The following is a 19926-nucleotide window of genomic DNA, read 5'->3' as shown; positions in this document are numbered from 1 at the left end:
GGCATGATGCAACACGCAGACCTAGCCATCGTGGGAGGCGGCTCCGTGGCCGTCAGCTTTCTGTACCAGTTTCTGCTGTCGACGGAATCGGCGGACGCGCGCCGTCCGCTGACGATCGCGCTGTTCGAACCGCAAGCCGAGCCTGGCCCGGGCGGCGCGTATCAAGATGACCTGCCCAGCAATCTGCTCAACATCCCGGCCGGCAATATGTCGGCGCGGGCAGACCAGCGGATGGACTTCGTCGAGTGGCTGCGCGGGCAGGATGCCGAGTGGCTGCGTGGCTATGGCGTTGAAGCCATTGCGCCGTCGGACTTTCTGCCGCGCCCCCTGTTCGGCGCGTACTTGCGCGATGTGTACGCGCGCTGCCAAACGCTGGCGCGGGCGCTGGGCGTGTCGCTTGCGCATGTGCCACAGCGGGTGCAACGCGTGTCGCCCTTGCCTGATGGCTGGATGCGTATCGAGCCGGATCAAGGCGCGCCTTGGCAGGCCCGCTACGCGGTGCTGTGCAACGGCAACCTGCCCTCGCAAGCGTTTCCCCACTTGCAGGATGCGCCGGGGTATTTCAACAGCCCCTATCCCGTCGCGGAATTGGCGCGCGGCATCCAGCCGGATGCCTCCGTGTGCATCGTTGGCACCAGCCTTAGCGCGGTGGACGCCATCGCGGCGTTGACGCGCTCGGGCCATCGTGGCCCGATCCTGTGCGTGTCGCGCAATGGGCGGCTGCCGTCGGTGCGCAGTCCGCACAATCAGCCGCCGGCCGCACTGCGCCACCTAAGCCGCGACGGCGCACGGCAACTGGCGGCAGACCATGGCGGCGCGCTATCGGTGGAAGTGATTTTGCGCGCGTTGCAAGATGAAGTGCGCGCCATGAACGGCGCGCTGGATGCGGACGACGTGTTGGGCTTGGCCGCTGATGCGCACACCGCGCTGGACGACGAGATACGCCGATCATCAGGCGCCGCGCGCCCCTGGCAAGCCGTGGCGGCCGCCACCAACGCGGCGGTGGATCAGATCTGGCATCTGATGCCGGACGCCGAGCGTCATCTGTTCCATTCGCGTTTTCGGTCATTGTGGATGGCGCGGCGCGCTACCTTCCCGATGCGCAACGCGCTCACCCTGCAAGCCTTGTTCAAGAGCGGCCAGCTGCAAGTGCGTGCAGGCTATCGGGATACGCGTTACGACCCGGCCGACGGCCAGTTCCATACGCGGCTGCGTGAGGCGCAAGCAGACACCACCACGCGCAGCCCTTATCTGATCAACGCCACCAGCTTCTCGGTGGATGCCGCGCGCACCGGCGACCCGCTGATCTCCGCCTTGCTGCGCGAGGGCCACGCACGCGCCGACCCATTTGGCGGCATGGCATTGGACTACGACACGGGTTGCGTGAAAACGGCGCATGGCGCCGTGCTGCGTCAGCTATCGGTGCTGGGCAGCCTGGCGGGCGGCACGTACTTCTGGACCACGTCCATGGATGTGAACGCGCGGCTGGCGCAAGATCAGGCGCAGCGCATCGCTGCCGCACTGACGCAGCCCGTGCCGCTTATTGATCCAGATAGCCGCGCCGATATCCCATCCCCTGAGAGATGGACTGCGCACAGGCCGATACATCCGGCGCCAGCTGCTTCATCCTAGCGGCGCTCAGGCGGTCAAGCGGGCCAGAGATGCCCACGGCCGCCACGGGCTGGTCCAGGCTGTTGAACAGCGTCACGGCCAGCCCGCCCACGCCCTCGCGCCATTCGCCGCGATTCACGGCGTAACCGGCGCGGGCAATCTTGCGCAGTTCATCTTTCAGCAAGGGCATGGAAACGATCGTGGACGGCGTGTGGCGCACCAGCTGCTCGGCGTAACGCTCGACATAGCCTTCAGGCTGATAGGCCAGCAGCGCCTTGCCGGTGGCCACCGCATACGCCGGCGCGCGCCCGCCCACCATCGAGTACGCGCGGATGGGCTGCGGGCTGTCGATCTTGTCCACGTAGACCACATCAAACCCATCCAGCACTGACAAGTGCACGGTCTCGCCCGTTTGATCGGCCAGCGTGCGCATGAAGGGCGCGGCCAGCTTGCGCACGTCCAGCTGCGCCAACTGGCGGGCGGCCAATTCAAACAGACGCACCGCGCCGCGATAGCCGCCGCCGTCGTCGTCTTTGATGACGTAGCCCGCGTGGATCAGCGTCTGCAACGTGCGATGCGTGTTGCTGCGCGTGAGCCCGACCCGGGCGGCCAGCGCATCGATGGTGCGCGGCGGATTGTCCACATCGGTCACCGCCTCCAAAACCATCAATCCCTTAAGCAGCGTCTTGTCCATCTTGATTTTCCTAATATTTAGGACGGGAACATAGCACGAGACGCGCCCGGGCGGACAGCGCTTTCGGGCGCCGCGGCGCTCAGGCCTTCAGGCCGGGAATGGTGGCGCGCACAGCCGCCGAACGATCCCACAGGTTCGGCAGGCTGGGCGACGAATAGCCCGACACAAACGGTTTGGGCTGGCCGGTTTCGGGGTCATACACATGGCGCGACACCGCGCCGATGTTGCCGCCATACAGATGCACGCTGATCGACACGCGGTCGGCAAAGGCATTGGAAACGCGGTGGATGTCACCCTCTTGCGGCGACAAGCGCTCGACGTCACCGGGCTGCAAGGTGGTGGGCTCGCCCGCCGCCGTCAACCGGCCATCCGCATGGCGCACGTAGCGCTGATTGATTTCGGCGCCACGCAACATGCCCACGTAGCCCCAGACCTCGTGGTCATGCACCGGCGTGAATTGGCCCGGCCCCCACACGAAGCTCACCAGCGAAAAGCGCTCCAGCGGATCGCAATGCAGCAGGTATTGCTGGTAGTACTGCGGATGCGGTGCGGTACAGGCCTCGGGCAGCCAGTCGTCGTGGCGCACCAGATCGGCAAACGCGGCTTGCAGCGCGGGCGTCTGCGCCAAGGCGTCTGGTGCCGCCAAGCGAGTCGCCGTCGCGATGAAACGGCGAAGCCGGTCCAGGCCGGTAACGGAATCGGGCATTGCGGGTCTCCAGATCGATGGGAATATCCCAGATGAGAAAAGCAGTATCCACCATTCGGGACGCCCATGCACGGGTGAGCCTGACGCGAGTGTGGTGATCACGCCGATACCAGCGCACGCCACGTCACGCCAGGCTTGACAGGCCGGCGCCCCAGCGCGCAGCGTATCGGACTGTCTTGAAGGTTGGAAATGAAAAACCCGCATCACGATATTCCGCCCGCGTTGGCGGACGCATTACGCGGCGCGCAGCGCGTCGTGATCTTCACTGGCGCCGGCGTCTCCGCCGAAAGCGGCATCGCCACGTTTCGCGATGCGCTGACGGGTTTGTGGTCGCGCTTTGACGCGCAAGCCTTGGCCACCCCCGAGGCGTTTCGCGCGCAGCCCGACGTGGTCTGGGGCTGGTATGAATGGCGGCGTGCGCAAGTGCTGCGCGCCGCGCCGAACGCCGCGCACCAGGCCATCGCGGCATTGGCGCAGCATGTGCCCGAACTGATCGTCGTCACACAAAACGTGGATGACTTGCACGAACGCGCAGGCAGCAAGCATGTGGTGCATCTGCATGGCAGCCTGCACGCGCCGCGCTGTTCCGTGTGCGCCGCGCCCTATGTCTTTGGCGATGAGATCCCAGTCGAACCCGACGAAGGACGGCGCATCACGCCGCCCGCTTGCACCGCATGCGGCGCGCCGGTGCGGCCCGGCGTCGTGTGGTTTGGCGAAAGCCTGCCGGGCGACGCCTGGAGCACCGCGTTGCGCGCGGCGGAACAATGCGATGTGCTGTTTGCCATCGGCACATCAGCGCTGGTCTATCCCGCCGCGGAATTGCCGCAACGCGCCTTGGCCGCAGGCGCCACAGTCGTGCAGGTGAACCCCGGCGTGACACCGCTGGACCCGCACGCGCATTGCAATCTGCATGGGCTGGCCGCCGACGTGATGCCGCGTGTGCTGGCCGCCGCAAGTGAACATTTGTGAACATCTGCCCATCTGATCTGCGGTAGAAAGAAGCCAGCTGCACCACTCGAGGGGAAACCCCAAATCTCACCGCTTGGCCACCGCGATACAGTGGCGAGTGGTTTTGGCTGTGGAGAGCATCATTCCGTTTTCCTGGAGACTTCCCGACATCTTCGTGCGTTCATCAGACGGTGCCTTGCATCGTGTGGTGCGCCACGCCACGACCACCGAAACCATTGCCAAACTTGAGAGCATTCCCAGCAATTACCACCTGGATTGCGAGTGCAAGCTGGACAACGGTGAAACGCTTTCCTGGATCGGAAATAACCAGTATCGTCAGACTAATGGCGGCGCAATTTATACCGCCGAAACCGACGTCACGACGCCTCGTGGCGATGCCCGCAAAGGCAACGCCAAGCGGAATGCGCCGGAGGCATACCGGGCGGCCCCGCACCAGAAACTGAATGCGGGGCACAGTCCGCTACCACTAGCTGTCATCAATCTAAAAACCGGCAACGATTGGAGTTTGATACGCGCCTGGCGCGAGCACCTCAATATCACCACTGCGGATATGGCGGCTCGTCTGGGAGTAGATCACTCCATCTACATTGAATTGGAACGGCCACGTCCAAGGCCTCGGCAAGTCGTCCTGGACCGCGTGTCGGAGGCGTTAGGCGTGTCACCAGACCAACTCGATGATTCATTGTTAGGAGGGCGGCTTCAATAGCGCCACAGCGGGGGCATCCGCCTTTCCGCTACGCACGTTGAAACGTCCACGTGACTTTGGTGCCGCAAAAAAGACGGCCCGCAGGAGGTACTGAGTATGCTCGGCACCGCAAGACGCTTGACCGATGTGCTTGTCACATCGCCTGATGGCACCCTGTATCGCATCGAACGCTTCGTTGCGGATCTTGATGCGTATTCCGCGCTGGGCACGTCCCGGTTCGACCCCAAGATGCATTGCATCTGCCGCACGAGCTCAGGTGAAAAAGTCACTTGGCTGGGCGGCCAGGCGTATCAGATGCTGAAGAACGGCATCGCGCTGACGGCGGTAGACCGGCGACGGCGCTGAACGCCCCCTTCCCTATCGCGTAAACCGATCCACCAGAAAGTCTACGAAGGTCGTGAGCTTCGGCAGCGCCTGCCTGTCCTTTGGATACAGCAGCGAGATCGGCCGCGCCACGGGCCAGTACGGCTGCAAGATCGGTACGAGCCTGCCTGCGCGCACATCGTCGCCCAGCAGCAGCTCGGGTTGCAGCACGACGCCAAAGCCCGCCAGCGCGGCTTGTCGCAAGGCCTGGCCATTGTTCGACACGAAGCGGCCGGTGGGGTAACCCGCCCGGCTGCCATCGTTGCTGGCCAGTTGCCAGCCCGTGCGGCGGCTCCAGTAGGAAAAATCCAGGCATTGATGACGCATCAGATCATCAGGCGAGGCTGGCGTGCCGTAGCGTTCCAGATACGCGGGCGCGGCGCAGATGATCATCTGGTAGCGCCCGATCGTGCGCGCGACCAGCCCCGAGTCGGCCGGCTCGCCAATACGCACGGCAAGGTCGTAACGCGCGGCGACGATGTCCTCGACCATATCGCTCAGCACCAGTTCAACGCTGACATCGGGATAGACGGACAGGTAATCGGTAATGGCGGGCGTGAGCGAGAACGATCCGAAGGTGACCGTTGACGTGATGCGCAGATGCCCGCGCGGCGTCAGCCGCAAGGCCTCGGCGCCCTGCTCGGCCTCACGGATATCCGACAAGATGGTTTTGCAGCGCGCGAAATACGCCTGCCCCGCTTCGGTCAGACTTTGCCGGCGCGTCGTGCGGTTCATCAGCCGCAGGCCCAGCCGCGCTTCAAGGCCCTTGATGTGCTTGGCCGCCATCGCGGCAGACATCTGATGGCGCGCGGCGGCCGCCGTCAGGCTGCCCAATTCCACAACCGCCACAAAGACTTCCATGCTGAGCAAGCGGTCCATGAATTACGCACCCTGAGTGTGAAGTGTTTCCACCATTCCCGGATTTTTCCATGGAAATCGAACGGCGAGAATGCTTGCATGCCCTGGCGCTTGGCCGGGGCGCCCTTTTACAAACCAGCAAGCTCGGGAGCACTCCATGAAAATCATCCTTATCGGCGCCACCGGCACCATCGGCCGCGCAGTGGCAGAAGCGCTGGGCCAACGCCACGAGATCATCTCCGTCGGCAACACGCGTGGCCAATATCAAGTCGACGTGACGCGCAGCGACAGCATCCGCGCCTTGTTTGAACAGGTCGGCAAGGTTGACGCCATCGTCTCCACCACCGGCGCGCTGCACTTCGGCCCGCTGTCGGAGATGACGGCCGAACAATTCAAGATCGGCTTGCACAACAAGCTGCTGGGCCAAGTGGACCTGGCGCTGATCGGCCAGCACTACGTGAACGCAGGCGGCTCCATCACGCTGACCAGCGGCATCGTCAGCGACGAACCCATCCGCCACGGCGCCAACGCATCCGCCGTGAACTCCGCCATCGACGGCTTCGTGCGCGGCGCAGCAGTTGAACTGCAAGGCATCCGCATCAACTCGGTCAGCCCGACCGTGCTGCAAGAATCGATGGGCAGCTACGGCCCCTTCTTCCCCGGCTTCGAAGCCGCCCCCGCCAGCCGCGTCGCTCTGGCGTATTGCCGCAGCGTGGAAGGCGTGCAAACGGGACGGGTGATCCGGGTTTGGTGATGGGGTTTAGTGATCGTTTTTGGTGATCGGGCTCAGTGACTCCGATCCTGCGATCAGACAAAAGAAAAGCGGCTTGATGGATAACCATCAAGCCGCTTTTTTGTCTTGCTTTGCCTTTCGGCTGAACCGCGATATCAACATCATCGCGAGTTCTGAATAAGGTGGCGCGCCCGGCAGGATTCGAACCTACGACCCCCTGGTTCGTAGCCAGGTACTCTATCCAGCTGAGCTACGGGCGCTCCGAAAGAGGCGTGTTTATAACATGAAAAAGACACATCACGCAAATCGCTTGGGGAAATTCGCGAAGTGCTGTGCGAATTTTCTGCTTAAACGCTTTGCTTGAGCCCTTTGCTTCGGTCCTTTGCTTCGGTCCTTTGCTTAAGCTCTCTGCGTAACTTTCATGCGAAGTATCTTCGCCGCCTGTTGCAGCTTCTGCATCGACATGCATTGGCTGTCACTAAACAAAAAGGCCTTCGATTCAAGATCAAAGGCCTTTCCATTTTTACTGCTGTTGTCTTGCGACATTCTTTGCTTTGGCGCGCCCGGCAGGATTCGAACCTACGACCCCCTGGTTCGTAGCCAGGTACTCTATCCAGCTGAGCTACGGGCGCTCCGACAAAGAGGCAAAATTATATCAGAAAATTTTGCCGCTGTAAGCTTGATGCGGTTGTTTTTTACTTCCGTGTTTTTCGCGGCTTTCGCTGCAATCCACACCCAACACCATCAAACATTCCAGCATTGCAATCTTGGCGCGCCCGGCAGGATTCGAACCTACGACCCCCTGGTTCGTAGCCAGGTACTCTATCCAGCTGAGCTACGGGCGCATCAAAAAGCAAGCCTTGAATAATAGCGTTGTTTCAGAAAACGTGCAAGTCGAGCGATGAAAACATCGCATTGCACACGCACCTTGCGCACGCCCCATTTACTCGCCCTCTACGCCCGCATTCAGCTTCATGCCCTCCGCATTCAGCTTCACAACATTCGCGCTCAGCTTTCCGACAGCGGATGGTCACACCGATTGAACCTTGTCTCTTTAGCCTAGCGGCCGTTAACGATGCCGGCTGTCATCCGGCGATCTCGCAGCGCAATGACAGTGCGCTGCGCCACCCGCTAGCTGAAGAGCCTCTTTCATGTCTGACAAAGAAAAAAATTCCGGCGCGCCGACCGACGCCACGGATAACGCATCCCCCGTGCGCGCCACGCGCCGCGGCTTCCTGACCGGCATCGCCGCACTCGGCGCCAGCGCCGCCGCGATGGGCGCGCTGTCCGGCTGCTCAAGCGATGATGACAATGACAGCACCCCCAGCACGCCCGCGCCCGCACCCACGCCAGACCCCACGCCCACGCCCGCCCCTGACCTGACGAAGCAATTGCGCGACAACGTGAAGACAGTCGTCGTGATCTTTGCCGAGAACCGCAGCTTCAACAATCTGTTCGCCAACTTCCCTGGCGTTGAAAAGCCCTTGTCCGCACTCACCGCCGCCGACACCACGCAGTACGATCGCGACGGCACGCCGCTGTCCGTGCTGCCGCCCGTGTGGAACGGCATGGTGCCCACATCGCAACAGGCCAACCACATCACGTATCAAGTGGATCAGGCCGCGCCCTACATGAACAACCTGGCCAACGCGCCATTTGCGCTGCTGGGTCCGCAAGGCGAACCGCTGCCGCAAGGCGTCGTCACGCGCGACTTGTGGCATGTGTTCTATCAGAACCAGATGCAGATCAACGGCGGCAAGAACGACCGCTTCGTCGCATGGGCAGATTCCGGCGCGCTCGTCATGGGGTACTACAGCGACTCGGCGTACAACCTGCGCCTGTGGAAGCTCGCGCAAGAATTCGTGCTGTGCGACAACTTCTTCCAAGGCGCATTCGGTGGCTCGTTCCTGAACCACCAATACCTGGTCGCGGGCCGGCCGCCGTTCTATCCGGATGCTGCGGACTCGGTCGCCAAGACGCAGATCGCGCAGCTGCAAAGCGCCGACCCCACCGACACGCGCCTGCAACCCAAAGCCACGTCGCCCGCCAGCGCGCTTACCGGCATCCCGCAGTTCGGCGCCAGCGCTTTAACGCCGGACGGCTACGGCGTGAACACGATGGCCCCGCCCTACTGGCCATCATTCAGCCGCGACACCACTGACCCCACGCTTGCCGACGCCACCAGCCCGCAAACGATGGTGCCCCAAGCGCACAACAACATCGGCGACCTGATGACCGCCAAGGGCCTGGACTGGGCCTGGTACGCCGGCGGCTGGCAGGCCGCGGTCGACTCCACCGCCAGCACCGGCTTTCCATCGTCGCCCAACTTCCAGGCGCATCACCAGCCCTTCAACTACTTCAAGAGCACCGCCCCCGGCACCGCCGCGCGCACCGCGCATCTGCGCGATGGCGGCCTGGGCGATCTGTCGTCCACCAACAAATTCCTGGCCGACGCCGAAGCCGGCAAGCTGCCCCCGCTAACGTTCTACAAGCCGCAAGGCAACCTGAACATGCACGCAGGATATGCCGATGTGGATTCGGGCGACCGCCACATCGCGCACATCGTCGACAGCCTGAAGAAGAGCGCGCAGTGGGACAACATGGTGGTCGTGATTACTGTGGATGAAAACGGCGGCTGGTGGGACCACGTGGCCCCGCCGCAAGGCGACCGCTGGGGTCCGGGCACGCGCGTTCCCGCGCTGGTCGTCTCGCCGTTTGCGAAGAAAGGCACCGTGGATCACACCGTGTACGACACGGGTTCCATCCTGCGCCTGGCCACCCGCGTGTTCGACCTGCCGATGCTTGAAGGGCTGAAGGCGCGTGACGACGCGATGACGGCTCGTGGGCAGCAACCCATGGGGGACCTGACGAATACGTTGCAGTTCAGCGCGTAAGGGATAACGACGAAGGCGTGCGCCGCTGCGACGCACGCCTTCGGTGTTCAGTACAACGCCAGCGTCGGCCGCCTGCCTGCGCTGCCGTTCCACGTGACCGGCAATCCGGCCGCTTCAGTCGTGCGAACGATCAGCGCGCCCGCCGCCAGGCACGCACGCACCCGCTCTACATCGCCGCCGCGCGCAGCTTGGAAAATATCGTCAACGTTCAAAAGGGGCTCGCAGAATTAAGCGCCATCGGCGCCATGCACCAGCATCGCGTAAATTTCCGCGACCCGCTCGACGGATATCCCCTCGCGCTGCTCAACGGCAAGCGGATGGCTGGTGGGTTCCAATTCAATCAGCGGCCGGATACCGCCGTCACGCAAATGCACATGCGTCTTCAGACTCAGCGTGTCGGGATAGGGCGATAGCTGCGTATTCAGCCAGCCAAAGAGCGGCGGTGTTTGCGAGCGCTCTGGCGCATCGGACGTACGCACCCAGGTCTCGTAGCTGGCCAGGCTCACCGACACCCACACGCCCCACACAAACGGCTCGGCATGTCCATGAATGGGAAGCTCAATGCAGCCACGCACGAAAAAATGCTGTTCATCGATCACGCAATCATCGCTGCCCAGATCGCCGCGTTGCGGCCGTTCTTCAGGCGCGATGCGGTAATAGCTTTCGGGCGCATCGGCGCCAAAACTCGGCAAGCCGTGGTGAACCTGATTGCAGGTCGCGCAATGAAAAGAGAAATCCATGTCCGGGTTCGAAGGTATGTGTGATGCGGGAAAGCATTATTCTAGTGGCCGTCTCCCACCGCATTCCTCCACGCATCGGCCGTCATCGTGAAACACCTGTTAGTCACCCTGGACAAGCTGCACGACTTCGATGAAATCATCGACGTGCGTTCGCCGCTTGAATACGCCGATGACCATATCCCCGGCGCCATCAACGCGCCCGTGCTCAGCAACGAAGAACGGGTCGTCGTCGGCACGCTGTACCGACAGACCTCGCCCTTCGAGGCCTCACGCACCGGTGCCGCCATCGTGGCGCGCAACATTGCCCAGCACCTGGAAACCACCTTCGCCGATCGGCCGCAAGGCTGGCGCCCGTTGATCTACTGCTGGCGCGGCGGCAAACGATCCGGCTCCATGACGCTGATGTTCAACATGATCGGCTGGCGCGCACGCCAACTGGACGGCGGCTACAAGAGCTACCGCCGCGCCACCCTGGACGCATTGGAAGCCTTGCCTGCGGCGTTGCGCTTTGTGGTGTTGGTTGGCCCCACCGGCAGCGGCAAAACGCGCTTATTGAGCGCGCTATCGCAAGCCGGCGCCCAAACGCTGGACCTGGAACAACTGGCCGCGCATCGCGGCTCATTGCTGGGCGCCTTGCCCGGCATTGCGCAGCCCACGCAAAAGCACTTCGACACGCTGCTCGCAGAACGCCTGCGCACGTTCGACACCACGCAACCCGTCTTCATCGAAGCCGAAAGCCGCAAGATCGGCGCCATCGAAATCCCGCCTGCTTTGCTGCAAGCGATGCACCAAGGCGCGTGCGTCGATGTTGTCTCCACCCGCGAAGCGCGCGCCGCGTTCCTTCAACAGGACTACGCGCAACTGTTCGAAAACCCCGAATGGTTGAAAGCCCAGCTGCAACGCATGCTGGGCCTGCACAGCCGTGATGTGATCAAAGGCTGGCAACAGATGGTGGACGACGGCCGCCGCATCGACCTGGCCCGCGAACTGATCGACCACCACTACGACCCCGCCTACACCCGCAGCAGCAACGCGCAGTACACGCAGCTGCCGCAAGCCACGCCGATGACCTTCAGGCCGAATGATGAGGATGTGGTGGAACAGGCGCAAAAACTGCTATCCGCGCTGCAATGAAAAAAACCCGCAATCGATTTCGCGATTGCGGGTTTTTTAATTCAGCGCTGGGTGTTTAAGCCAGCGCCGAAGATCTGGCGGAGACGGTGGGATTCGAACCCACGATGCAGTTTTTAGCCACATACTCCCTTAGCAGGGGAGCCCCTTCAGCCTCTCGGGCACGTCTCCGAAAAGAGAACGAGATTCTAGCACGAATTTTTTAGGTGTGTCCCGCAAGTGGGGACATCATGCAAAAAAATTCGTGCCGGAGCCGTTGCCTTTATTCCTTGGCGGCCGGCGCCTGGTCCAGGCCGAAGGCCTTGTGCAGTGCGCGCACGCCCAATTCCATGTACTTGTCGTCGATGATGACCGACGTCTTGATTTCGCTGGTGCTGATCATCTGGATGTTGATGCCTTCTTGCGAAAGCGTCTGGAACATCAAGCTGGCGACACCGACGTGCGAACGCATGCCGATACCCACGATCGAGACCTTGGCGACCTTCTCGTCGGTGGACAGTTCACGCGCGCCCACGGCGGGGATGACTTCGCGCTTGAGCAATTCCACGGCGCGCGCAAATTCATTGCGGTTCACGGTGAACGAGAAGTCGGTCGTGCCAGCCACGGACTGGTTTTGCACGATCATGTCGACGTCGATATTGGCGGCGGCGACAGGACCCAGGATGGAGAAAGCGATGCCCGGTTTGTCGGGCACGGCCAGCAGGGTGATTTTGGCTTCGTCGCGGCTGAAGGCGATGCCGGAGACAACGGCGGCTTCCATTTTTTCGTCTTCCTCAAAAGTAATCAGCGTGCCCGAAGTCATTTCTTCGTCGAGCGGGATGAGCGGGTCGGTCAGCGAGGACAGGACCCGGACCGGTACACGATATTTGCCGGCGAATTCAACCGAGCGGATCTGGAGGACCTTGGAACCCAGCGATGCCATTTCCAGCATTTCCTCGAAGGAAACGACGGCCATGCGGCGCGCTTCAGGCACCACGCGCGGATCGGTCGTGTAGACGCCATCCACGTCGGTGTAGATCAGGCATTCGTCGGCCTTGATGGCGGCAGCCACGGCCACGGCCGAGGTATCCGAACCACCACGGCCCAGCGTCGTGATGTGGCCTTCCGGGTCAATGCCCTGGAAGCCGGTCACGATGACCACGCGGCCAGCGTCGAGATCGCCGCGGATGCGGGCGTCGTCGATGGAGCTGATGCGGGCTTTGGTGAACGACGAATCGGTGCGCACGGGCACTTGCCAACCGGCATAGCTACGCGCCGGCACGCCTTCGGCCTGCAACGCAATAGCCAGCAAACCGCTGCTGGCCTGCTCGCCGGTGGCGGCGATCATATCGAGTTCGCGGCCGTCGGGCTGGGGCGAAATTTCGCGCGCCAGGCCTAGCAGGCGATTCGTTTCGCCCGCCATTGCCGACGGCACTACAACAACCTGGTGGCCGGCGGCATGCCACTTCGCGACGCGACGCGCCACGTTTCTGATGCGCTCAACCGAGCCCATCGAAGTACCGCCATATTTGTGAACGATCAGGGACATCTCGTACTCTGGCTGGGAACCCGCCGCGAAAGTGGTGACGGGCAAAACCACACATTCTAGCGCGACGGTAAAAATTTGCTCAATTTGAGGAAATTTATGTTCATTGCGCGGCTATTTTTCTACGGATTCTTTCCGAAACGGCAGTTTTTATCCCCGCGTTTCCACCCAGACACGCCCGCGATGGCAGCGGATGACATGGCCCGACTGCTCGACGCGCAATTGGCGGTCATGCCCCAGGCTATGCAATTCACGCAGCTGGCGCAGCAGGTCGCGCAGGCGCGCATCCGTGGGCATGCGCGCGCCGTTCTGGCTCAGCCAGTGGCGCAGCACCTGCGCCTGACGCGGCGCAGACAACTCGCGCCACGCCTTTAACGAAAAACTGGCGCCGTCATCACTCGGGTCAAGGCGCGCAAAATCTTCGCGGGCAACTTCATCCAGGATCTGCGCCGCTTCGGCCATGTGACCGGCGTGGCGCGCGACGATGGCGCGCCAGCCGGGCCAGCGGCTGTCCAACACCGGCGCCAGCAATTCGCGCAGCGCGGCGCGGGTGTAGTGGGGGTCGGCGTTGGTGGGGTCTTCTACCGGACGCCAGCCGCAGGCCGCTTCGACGGCATCAGCGGCTTGCAAAATAACGGCGCGGTCCTGGCCCAGCCACGGACGCAAATACGTCAGGCCGTCACGCTGGGACACCGGCGCCATCGCCGCCATGCCTGCCAGCCCGGTTCCGCGCAGCAAACGCAGCAACACGGTTTCGGCCTGGTCGTTGCGGTGATGCGCCAGCAGCACGTGGGCCACGCCCTGCGCATGCGCCAACTGCGCCAGCGCGGCGTAGCGGGCGTCGCGCGCGGCGGCCTCGACACCCTTGCCCCCGGCCTGTTCGACCTGCACACGCGCCTGGGCGACTGGCAGGTCCAGCAAGCGGCCCAGCGCGTTGACGTGTTCGCTCCAGGCATCGGCAGCAGCCTGCAAGCCATGGTGCACATGGAACAAGGCCACGCCGACGCCAAGATCGCGCGCAACCGCCGCTGCGTGCACCGCCAGCATGGCCGAGTCAGCGCCGCCACTGAGCGCCACGCCGATGCGCGCGGGACGCTCGGGCAGCGCCAGCAAAGCTTGGCGCAGCGACGTGATCAAAGCGGGAACGAGAGGGAGCCCTGCGGGTGGCGAAGCCGGCAGCGCGTCTGGTGACGCGCCTTCTTCGGCTCGCGGAGCCTGCCCCCCGGCTTGCGGCGCCGAATGCGACACGCCCGACTCGGCCGCAAGGGGCGTGTCGGGCGTGGGCCGGGCAGTCATGCGAGAGGGCGCGGTGGACGCGGCCGTGGCGCTGGCGTGTTCGCCCGCGCCGCTGCCTGCATCAGGCGCGCACTTCCTGGTAGGCGCCGTAGGACAGCAGGCGTTGCACGCGCTGTTCAACGAGCTGTTCGGGCGTCATGCCTTGCAACTGGCGCAGGGCGTCGCCCAGTGCGCGGCGCAGCAGGCGGGCCATGACGCGCGGGTCGCGATGGGCGCCGCCCACCGGTTCGTTGACGACGCGGTCAACCAGCCCCAGGTCTTTCAGGCGCGGCGCAATGATGGCCAGCGCTTCGGCGGCGTCAGGGGCCTTGTCGGCGCTGCGCCACAGAATGGATGCGCAACCTTCGGGCGAGATCACCGCGTAGGTGGCGTATTGCAGCATCAACACGGCGTTGCCCACGGCAATCGCCAAGGCGCCGCCCGAGCCGCCTTCGCCGATGATCGTGCAGATCACGGGAACCTTGAGCTCGGCCATGGCGTACAGGTTGTGGCCGATGGCTTCGGACTGGCCGCGCTCTTCAGCGCCGATGCCGGGGTAGGCGCCCGGGGTGTCCACAAAGGTGAACACGGGGATGCCGAATTTTTCAGCCAGGCGCATCAGGCGCAGGGCCTTGCGATAGCCTTCGGGACGCGGCATGCCGAAATTGCGCGCGGCGCGTTCCTTGGTGTCGCGGCCTTTCTGATGGCCGATGATCATGCAGGGCGTGCCGTTAAAGCGCGCCAGACCGCCGATGATGGACTGGTCGTCGGCGTACATGCGGTCGCCGTGCAGCTCATGGAAGTCGGTGAACATTTCGCGCACGTAGTCCAGCGTGTAGGGACGCTGGGGGTGGCGGGCGACAAGCGCCGTTTGCCACGGCGTGAGCTTGGCGTAGATTTCCTTGGCCAAGGTCTGGCTCTTTTGCTGCAGACGTCCGATCTCGTCGGAGATGTCTACCGCAGAATCGGCCTGCACGTAGCGCAGCTGCTCGATCTTGTTCTCAAGCTCGGCCAGCGGCTGTTCAAATTCCAGAAATGTATTGCGCATGTAGTGTGGTTCCGTAGATGGGCTGCCTGGTGTGCATCAGTATTGAACCGGTGTCGGTTCCAGACTGCGCCACAAGTACCAGGTCGCCACGGTACGCCAGGGTTGCCACGCCAGCGAGACTTCGCGAGCCTCGAAGCGCGAGACAGGCTCGCCACTGAAATAATGTAGCGAGATTGCCTTGAGCAATCCGGGATCATCCAGCGGCAGAACGTCAGGCCGCTGTAGATTGAAAATCAAAAACATCTCCGCCGTCCAGCGCCCAATGCCCCGGATGGCGACTAATTCAGAAATAACGGCCTCGTCGTCCATGGCCGCCCATTTCTCGGGATGCACCCGGCGTTCGCCGAAGTGCACCGCCAGATCCAGCACGTATTCGGCCTTGCGCTGGGACAGGCCGGCTTTGCGCAGCCCGTCCACCCCCACACGCAGCACGGCTACGGGCGTCGGGCGCTTGCCCACCGCTTCGATGAATTTGGTCCAGACCGCGTCGGCCGCCTTGGCGGACACCTGCTGGCCGATGATCGCGCGCGCCAGCGTAATGAATGGCGTGCCGCGCGAAGTCAGCCAGACTTCGGGGTGCTGGGGGATGACTTTTTTCAGGATGCGGTCGCGCCGCATCAGATGGGCGACGGCCGCTTCCCAATACTCAGGCTTGGGAACGTCGATTTCAGCGGTGGACATGTCGGGGGTATCCACTGGGCTCAAGCCCGCCGCCATTGCGTCAAGCCACCCGGCTTGTCGTCGAGTTCGATACCCGCTTCGCGCAGTTCGGCGCGGATGCGGTCGGCTTCGGCGAAGTTGCGGGCTGCCTTGGCGGCAGCGCGCGCGTCGATCAGCGACTGGATGGCGTCGGCGTCGAGCGTGGCGCGCGGGCCTTGCTCGATGGCCGCGGCCGAATAGCGGGTGGGCGACTGGAAGTACGCGGCCGGGTCTTGTTGCAGCAAACCCAGCAACGACGCCAGGGCCTTCATCTGGCCGGCGCTGCGTGCGCTTTTGTTGCGGTTGGCGTCGGACGCCAGTTCGAACAGCGCTGCGATCGCGCCCGAGCTGTTGAAGTCGTCGTCCATGGCGGCCTTGAAGGCCTGGGCCTGCGGCTCGTTCCAGTCGATGCCTTGATCGTCGGCAGGCACGTTCTGCAACGCCTGGTACAGACGGTCCAGCGCGTTTTGCGCGTCGATCAGGTTGTCGGGCGTGTAGTTCTGCGAGCTGCGGTAGTGGTTGCGCACAATGAAGAAGCGCACCATTTCGGCTTCGCGCGGGTTCACGCGGTAGTTGGCGTCGTCAGCGGCCGGGTCACCCAGCGCCACGGTCTGGCGGATGGTGCGGAAGTTGCCCAGCGACTTGGACATCTTGTCCGAATCGACCATGAGCGGGCCGCAGTGCATCCAGATGTTGGCCAGCGTGCCGCCGAAGGCGCCTTCGGTCTGGGCGATTTCGTTTTCGTGGTGCGGGAACTTCAGGTCAGGACCGCCGCCGTGGATATCCAGGGGCAGGCCCAGCAGCGACTTGCTCATCGCCGAGCATTCAATATGCCAGCCGGGGCGGCCCATGCCGTAGGGCGATTCCCACTTGGTGTCGTCGGGTTCGTCGGCCTTGGCCGATTTCCACAAGACGAAGTCCAGCGGGTCGCGCTTGGCCGAGCCCACGGCGACGCGTTCGCCGGCGCGCAGGTCGTCCAGCGTCTTGCCGGAAAGCTTGCCGTAGCCGGCAAAGCCGCGCACGGCGTAGTTCACGTCGCCGTCGTCGGCCTGGTAGGCCAGGCCGTTTTGCTCAAGCTTGCCGATGATGTCCAGCATGTCACCCACGTATTGGGTGGCGCGCGGTTCGCGGTCGGGCGACTGCACGCCCAGCGCGCGTTCGTCGGCGTGCATGGCGGCAATGTAGAACTCGGTGACGTCACCGATGCGGCGGTTGGTTTCAACGGCGCGGCGGATGATCTTGTCATCGATGTCGGTGATGTTGCGCACGTAGTCAACGGCCAGGCCGCTTGCGCGCAGCCAGCGCTGCACGACGTCGAACGACACCAGCATGCGGGCATGGCCCAGATGACAGAAGTCATATACGGTCATGCCACACACGTACATGCGCACCTGACCAGCCTGGGCCGGTTTGAACGGTTCTTTGGTACGCGATAACGTGTTGTAGATTTGCAGCATGGCGCTTATGGATTCGTCTAAATATTCCGTGGCGGATTCGGAAAGTTGCTCGCGAAGGACAATACCTTCGAAGCGTGCCGCCTGCCCCCGATCACGCCCGTGGCATGATCAGCCGGATTCAGCCCTGCTTTCAGGCTCCGCAATCGGCCCGGCGCCGACCCCGGCCTGGTCGCTATACGCGTTGTCACACGAGGTCTCGGACCCAATGCCGAACCAAAAACGCAACCGGGGCTAAAATGGCGGTCGTCAAGTATAGCAAGCGGCCCGGTCGCGCGCGTAAGTGCGGCTCGGCCACGACTTTTAACGGATAACCTACGTGACTATCAAGCCGCGTTTTTGTGTCGCCCTGCTCGCCCTGGCTTTGGCCGGCGCGCCGGTTGCAACCGCCCTTGCCCAGTCCATGGCCGGCGGCTCGGGGGCCAACCCCAACGCCACCCGGACCACGCTGGACCCCATCCCGCCCGAAGGCGGCTGGGAAGGCCTGGCCAACCTGCTGGAAGCCGCCAAGCCGGGTGTCGACACGCGGCTCACGCCGTCGGCCTCGCAAATTACCGGCCGCATTGAAATGCTGTTGAATCGTGGCGACAACGAAGAAGCGCTGGCGATGATTGAAAAGCGCGAAGCGCAGATCAAGGATCAGCGCGGCACCGATGTCCAGCTGATGTTCCAGCACGCGCGCGCGCTGGCCGCCCTGAACCGCACGGGCGAAGCCATCGATATCTATACCGACATGACGACGCGTTTCCCCGAGCTGCCGGAACCTTGGAACAACCTGGCCGCTCTATATGCCAGCCGCGGAGAACTTGAAAAAGCGCAAGATGCCCTGCAAATGGCATTGCGCGCCGACCCGGGTTATGCCGCCGCCCGCGCCAATCTGGGCGATCTGCAACTTCTGCAGGCAATGCAAACCTACAAAAAGGCCGCCCGTGATGGCGTGCCGGGCATGCAGGACAAAGCCCGCGAAGTCGAAACCATGCTGAAGGATAAACAAGGCAAATGATGTCCCGATACTCTCCTTTCCACCTGCTGCGCCTGACGGCGTGCTCGTTCGCGCTGGCCGCATTTGCCCCAGCCCTCGTCAGCGCCGCCCCTGCGGCCACCTCTTCCACCTCCACTTCTGAAGGCACAAAAGCCATGAGCACCAATCCCCGCGTCAAGCTCGTCACGAACCAAGGCGACATGGTCATCACCCTGGACGCCGCCAAGGCGCCCAAGACCGTCGAAAACTTCCTGACCTACGTCAAGGAAGGTTTCTACAACGGCACGGTGTTCCATCGCGTGATCGACGGCTTCATGATCCAAGGCGGCGGCTTCGAACCCGGCATGAAGCAAAAGCAAACCCATGCCCCGATCGAAAACGAAGCCAACAACGGCCTGAAGAACGACAAGTACACCCTGGCGATGGCGCGCACCAGCGACCCGCACTCGGCCACCGCCCAGTTCTTCATCAACGTGTCGAACAACGATTTCCTGAACTTCACGTCGCCCACGCCGAACGGCTGGGGCTACGCTGTGTTTGCCACCGTCACCGAAGGCACCGACGTTGTTGAGAAGATCAAGGGCGTGAAGACCGGCAACAAGGGCTTCCACCAGAACGTGCCGAACGAAGACGTGATCATCGAGAAGGCCGAAGTTCTTGAATAAGATTGCCCTGTCCGGTCCGATCTGGCTGGCGTCCGACCTGCATCTGGGGCCGGCCACGCCGGCTACCTCGGAGGCCTTTCTGGCCTTCTTGCAGGCCGCACAAGAAGACGCTGCCGCCCTGCTGCTGCCGGGCGACATCTTCGATGCCTGGATTGGCGACGACGTGATTCGCGCCGCACCGCCGTGGCTTGCCACGGTGTTGACGGCGCTGCGCGAAACGGCCGCACGCATTCCCGTGTGGCTGGGCCGCGGCAACCGCGACTTCCTGATCGGGCAAGAGCTGGCCGATGCCGTGGGCGCCAAGCTGCTGCCGGAACCCGCCCTGCTGGACACCGATTTCGGCCAGGTGCTGCTGACGCACGGCGACGAATTCTGTACGGACGACGCCGCGTATCAACAGTTCCGCACGATGGTTCGCAATCCGCAGTGGCAGGCCGAATTTCTGGCCAAGACCATTCCGGAACGGCTGGCGATGGCGCAGCAGGCCCGCGGCGAAAGCCAGGCGGCCAACCAGACGAAGTCCATGGAAATCATGGACGTCAACGGCGCAGCAGTTGACGCCATCTTCCGCGAGACCGGCGTGCGCGTGCTGGTGCATGGACACACGCACCGCCCTGCCCGCCACGTGCTGGATATCGACGGCAAGAAGCGCGAACGCTGGGTGCTGCCCGACTGGGACTTCGACCACGTGTCGCCCCCGCGCGGCGGCTGGCTGGTCATCGACCAGGACGGCCTGGAGTTCTACGACCTGGAAACGGAATCGTAAGACGTCAGCCGCAAGCCCCGGCCGTAAGACGTCAGCCTCAAGACCCGGCCGCACGACGGCCTCAGGCCTTGCCGGCACGCCGAAGCAAAAGAGCCTCGCACTGCGAG

20 protein-coding genes and 4 tRNA genes are annotated in these 19926 nt (G+C 63.3%); 10 read left to right on the top strand and 14 right to left on the bottom strand.

Going from position 1 to position 19926, the window contains the following annotated elements; genetic code table 11:
• Positions 1-3: 3 nt before the first annotated feature.
• A complete protein-coding gene (locus AC1DSJ_RS04905) occupies positions 4-1632 on the top strand; it encodes an FAD/NAD(P)-binding protein (protein WP_441371491.1) in 1629 nt (542 codons plus the stop codon).
• Here AC1DSJ_RS04905 and AC1DSJ_RS04900 read toward each other — a convergent pair.
• Entirely contained in the window at positions 1541-2305 is a 765-nt protein-coding gene (locus tag AC1DSJ_RS04900; protein WP_082387195.1) for an IclR family transcriptional regulator, read from the bottom strand. The two genes, AC1DSJ_RS04905 and AC1DSJ_RS04900, sit on opposite strands and share 92 nt — an antisense overlap.
• Before the next feature lie 79 nt (positions 2306-2384).
• Positions 2385-3011 (bottom strand): cysteine dioxygenase family protein, encoded by a 627-nt coding sequence (locus AC1DSJ_RS04895; RefSeq protein WP_346550722.1) that lies wholly within the window; start codon positions 3009-3011, stop codon positions 2385-2387.
• A 189-nt stretch (positions 3012-3200) separates the two neighbouring features.
• Here AC1DSJ_RS04895 and AC1DSJ_RS04890 point away from each other — a divergent pair, with 189 nt between their 5' ends.
• From AC1DSJ_RS04890 to AC1DSJ_RS04880, 3 genes are all read left to right on the top strand, one after another.
• Complete coding sequence (locus tag AC1DSJ_RS04890) at positions 3201-3980, top strand: SIR2 family NAD-dependent protein deacylase (protein WP_346550724.1); 780 nt, start codon at positions 3201-3203, stop codon at positions 3978-3980.
• Positions 3981-4089: 109 nt separating this feature from the next.
• On the top strand, positions 4090-4686 hold the full coding sequence (locus AC1DSJ_RS04885) for a helix-turn-helix domain-containing protein (RefSeq protein WP_175171394.1): 597 nt from the start codon (positions 4090-4092) through the stop codon (positions 4684-4686).
• A 96-nt stretch (positions 4687-4782) separates the two neighbouring features.
• Positions 4783-5031, top strand: a complete 249-nt coding sequence (locus tag AC1DSJ_RS04880) for a hypothetical protein (protein ID WP_175171395.1) — start codon at positions 4783-4785, stop codon at positions 5029-5031.
• A 12-nt stretch (positions 5032-5043) separates the two neighbouring features.
• On the opposite strand, the gene AC1DSJ_RS04875 is transcribed toward AC1DSJ_RS04880, so the two are convergent.
• Positions 5044-5928: a LysR family transcriptional regulator gene (locus AC1DSJ_RS04875; RefSeq protein WP_054426565.1), complete on the bottom strand. Its 885-nt coding sequence runs from the start codon at positions 5926-5928 to the stop codon at positions 5044-5046.
• Positions 5929-6064: 136 nt separating this feature from the next.
• On the opposite strand from AC1DSJ_RS04875, the gene AC1DSJ_RS04870 reads away from it, so the two are divergent.
• Positions 6065-6661 carry a short chain dehydrogenase gene (locus AC1DSJ_RS04870; protein ID WP_427947677.1) on the top strand — a complete coding sequence of 199 codons (597 nt, stop codon included), beginning with the start codon at positions 6065-6067 and terminating at the stop codon, positions 6659-6661.
• A gap of 162 nt (positions 6662-6823) precedes the next feature.
• Here AC1DSJ_RS04870 and AC1DSJ_RS04865 read toward each other — a convergent pair.
• The 3 genes from AC1DSJ_RS04865 to AC1DSJ_RS04855 all read right to left on the bottom strand — a co-directional run bounded on the left by AC1DSJ_RS04865 (position 6824) and on the right by AC1DSJ_RS04855 (position 7485).
• A tRNA-Arg gene (locus tag AC1DSJ_RS04865) sits at positions 6824-6900 on the bottom strand.
• Between the two features lie 295 nt (positions 6901-7195).
• Positions 7196-7272 (bottom strand) — tRNA-Arg (locus AC1DSJ_RS04860).
• 136 nt (positions 7273-7408) lie between these two features.
• Positions 7409-7485: transfer RNA gene (locus AC1DSJ_RS04855), tRNA-Arg, on the bottom strand.
• A 306-nt stretch (positions 7486-7791) separates the two neighbouring features.
• Between AC1DSJ_RS04855 and acpA the strand changes: the two genes are divergently transcribed.
• On the top strand, positions 7792-9534 hold the full coding sequence (gene acpA, locus AC1DSJ_RS04850) for an acid phosphatase (RefSeq protein ID WP_441371490.1): 1743 nt from the start codon (positions 7792-7794) through the stop codon (positions 9532-9534).
• Between the two features lie 47 nt (positions 9535-9581).
• Here the strand turns inward: acpA and AC1DSJ_RS04845 are convergent, their stop codons facing one another.
• Together AC1DSJ_RS04845 and AC1DSJ_RS04840 are read right to left on the bottom strand one after the other, a co-directional pair.
• Positions 9582-9746, bottom strand: coding sequence for a hypothetical protein (locus tag AC1DSJ_RS04845; RefSeq protein ID WP_346550729.1), 165 nt, complete (start codon positions 9744-9746; stop codon positions 9582-9584).
• A 15-nt stretch (positions 9747-9761) separates the two neighbouring features.
• A complete protein-coding gene (locus AC1DSJ_RS04840) occupies positions 9762-10274 on the bottom strand; it encodes a DUF2199 domain-containing protein (RefSeq protein WP_441371489.1) in 513 nt (170 codons plus the stop codon).
• Positions 10275-10361: 87 nt separating this feature from the next.
• Between AC1DSJ_RS04840 and mnmH the strand changes: the two genes are divergently transcribed.
• Complete coding sequence (gene mnmH / locus AC1DSJ_RS04835; protein ID WP_441371488.1) at positions 10362-11408, top strand: tRNA 2-selenouridine(34) synthase MnmH; 1047 nt, start codon at positions 10362-10364, stop codon at positions 11406-11408.
• 75 nt (positions 11409-11483) lie between these two features.
• Here mnmH and AC1DSJ_RS04830 read toward each other — a convergent pair.
• From AC1DSJ_RS04830 to cysS, 6 genes are all read right to left on the bottom strand, one after another.
• A tRNA-Ser gene (locus tag AC1DSJ_RS04830) sits at positions 11484-11576 on the bottom strand.
• A gap of 91 nt (positions 11577-11667) precedes the next feature.
• Positions 11668-12933 (bottom strand): aspartate kinase, encoded by a 1266-nt coding sequence (locus AC1DSJ_RS04825; protein WP_054426748.1) that lies wholly within the window; start codon positions 12931-12933, stop codon positions 11668-11670.
• A 147-nt stretch (positions 12934-13080) separates the two neighbouring features.
• Entirely contained in the window at positions 13081-14055 is a 975-nt protein-coding gene (gene tilS, locus AC1DSJ_RS04820; protein ID WP_441371577.1) for a tRNA lysidine(34) synthetase TilS, read from the bottom strand.
• Positions 14056-14287: 232 nt separating this feature from the next.
• Complete coding sequence (locus AC1DSJ_RS04815) at positions 14288-15253, bottom strand: acetyl-CoA carboxylase carboxyltransferase subunit alpha (RefSeq protein WP_054426570.1); 966 nt, start codon at positions 15251-15253, stop codon at positions 14288-14290.
• Between the two features lie 36 nt (positions 15254-15289).
• On the bottom strand, positions 15290-15934 hold the full coding sequence (locus tag AC1DSJ_RS04810) for a DNA-3-methyladenine glycosylase family protein (RefSeq protein ID WP_054426750.1): 645 nt from the start codon (positions 15932-15934) through the stop codon (positions 15290-15292).
• A 20-nt stretch (positions 15935-15954) separates the two neighbouring features.
• Positions 15955-17409 carry a cysteine--tRNA ligase gene (gene cysS, locus AC1DSJ_RS04805; RefSeq protein ID WP_346550734.1) on the bottom strand — a complete coding sequence of 485 codons (1455 nt, stop codon included), beginning with the start codon at positions 17407-17409 and terminating at the stop codon, positions 15955-15957.
• Between the two features lie 316 nt (positions 17410-17725).
• Here cysS and AC1DSJ_RS04800 point away from each other — a divergent pair, with 316 nt between their 5' ends.
• The 3 genes from AC1DSJ_RS04800 (at position 17726) to AC1DSJ_RS04790 (ending at position 19819) form a co-directional block, all read left to right on the top strand.
• Positions 17726-18409 (top strand): tetratricopeptide repeat protein, encoded by a 684-nt coding sequence (locus AC1DSJ_RS04800; protein WP_054426572.1) that lies wholly within the window; start codon positions 17726-17728, stop codon positions 18407-18409.
• Between the two features lie 134 nt (positions 18410-18543).
• Positions 18544-19053 (top strand): peptidylprolyl isomerase, encoded by a 510-nt coding sequence (locus AC1DSJ_RS04795; protein WP_054426573.1) that lies wholly within the window; start codon positions 18544-18546, stop codon positions 19051-19053.
• Complete coding sequence (locus tag AC1DSJ_RS04790) at positions 19046-19819, top strand: UDP-2,3-diacylglucosamine diphosphatase (protein ID WP_441371487.1); 774 nt, start codon at positions 19046-19048, stop codon at positions 19817-19819. Before AC1DSJ_RS04795 ends, AC1DSJ_RS04790 begins: the two co-directional genes overlap by 8 nt.
• The last annotated feature ends 107 nt before the right edge of the window (positions 19820-19926 follow it).

The sequence above is a fragment of the Achromobacter sp. 01N37 genome, assembly GCF_056399725.1.
This window is presented reverse-complemented; position numbering and strand designations above follow the sequence as displayed.

Excerpts from the sequence above, each read along its gene's own strand:
- AC1DSJ_RS04905 (WP_441371491.1), top strand. The coding sequence starts at position 4 with ATGATGCAACACGCAGACCTAGCCATCGTGGGAGGCGGCTCCGTGGCC.
- AC1DSJ_RS04900 (WP_082387195.1), bottom strand. The coding sequence starts at position 2,305 with ATGGACAAGACGCTGCTTAAGGGATTGATGGTTTTGGAGGCGGTGACC.
- AC1DSJ_RS04895 (WP_346550722.1), bottom strand. The coding sequence starts at position 3,011 with ATGCCCGATTCCGTTACCGGCCTGGACCGGCTTCGCCGTTTCATCGCG.
- AC1DSJ_RS04890 (WP_346550724.1), top strand. The coding sequence starts at position 3,201 with ATGAAAAACCCGCATCACGATATTCCGCCCGCGTTGGCGGACGCATTA.
- AC1DSJ_RS04880 (WP_175171395.1), top strand. The coding sequence starts at position 4,783 with ATGCTCGGCACCGCAAGACGCTTGACCGATGTGCTTGTCACATCGCCT.
- AC1DSJ_RS04875 (WP_054426565.1), bottom strand. The coding sequence starts at position 5,928 with ATGGACCGCTTGCTCAGCATGGAAGTCTTTGTGGCGGTTGTGGAATTG.
- AC1DSJ_RS04870 (WP_427947677.1), top strand. The coding sequence starts at position 6,065 with ATGAAAATCATCCTTATCGGCGCCACCGGCACCATCGGCCGCGCAGTG.
- acpA (WP_441371490.1), top strand. The coding sequence starts at position 7,792 with ATGTCTGACAAAGAAAAAAATTCCGGCGCGCCGACCGACGCCACGGAT.
- AC1DSJ_RS04840 (WP_441371489.1), bottom strand. The coding sequence starts at position 10,274 with ATGGATTTCTCTTTTCATTGCGCGACCTGCAATCAGGTTCACCACGGC.
- AC1DSJ_RS04825 (WP_054426748.1), bottom strand. The coding sequence starts at position 12,933 with ATGTCCCTGATCGTTCACAAATATGGCGGTACTTCGATGGGCTCGGTT.
- AC1DSJ_RS04815 (WP_054426570.1), bottom strand. The coding sequence starts at position 15,253 with ATGCGCAATACATTTCTGGAATTTGAACAGCCGCTGGCCGAGCTTGAG.
- AC1DSJ_RS04810 (WP_054426750.1), bottom strand. The coding sequence starts at position 15,934 with ATGTCCACCGCTGAAATCGACGTTCCCAAGCCTGAGTATTGGGAAGCG.
- cysS (WP_346550734.1), bottom strand. The coding sequence starts at position 17,409 with ATGCTGCAAATCTACAACACGTTATCGCGTACCAAAGAACCGTTCAAA.
- AC1DSJ_RS04795 (WP_054426573.1), top strand. The coding sequence starts at position 18,544 with ATGAGCACCAATCCCCGCGTCAAGCTCGTCACGAACCAAGGCGACATG.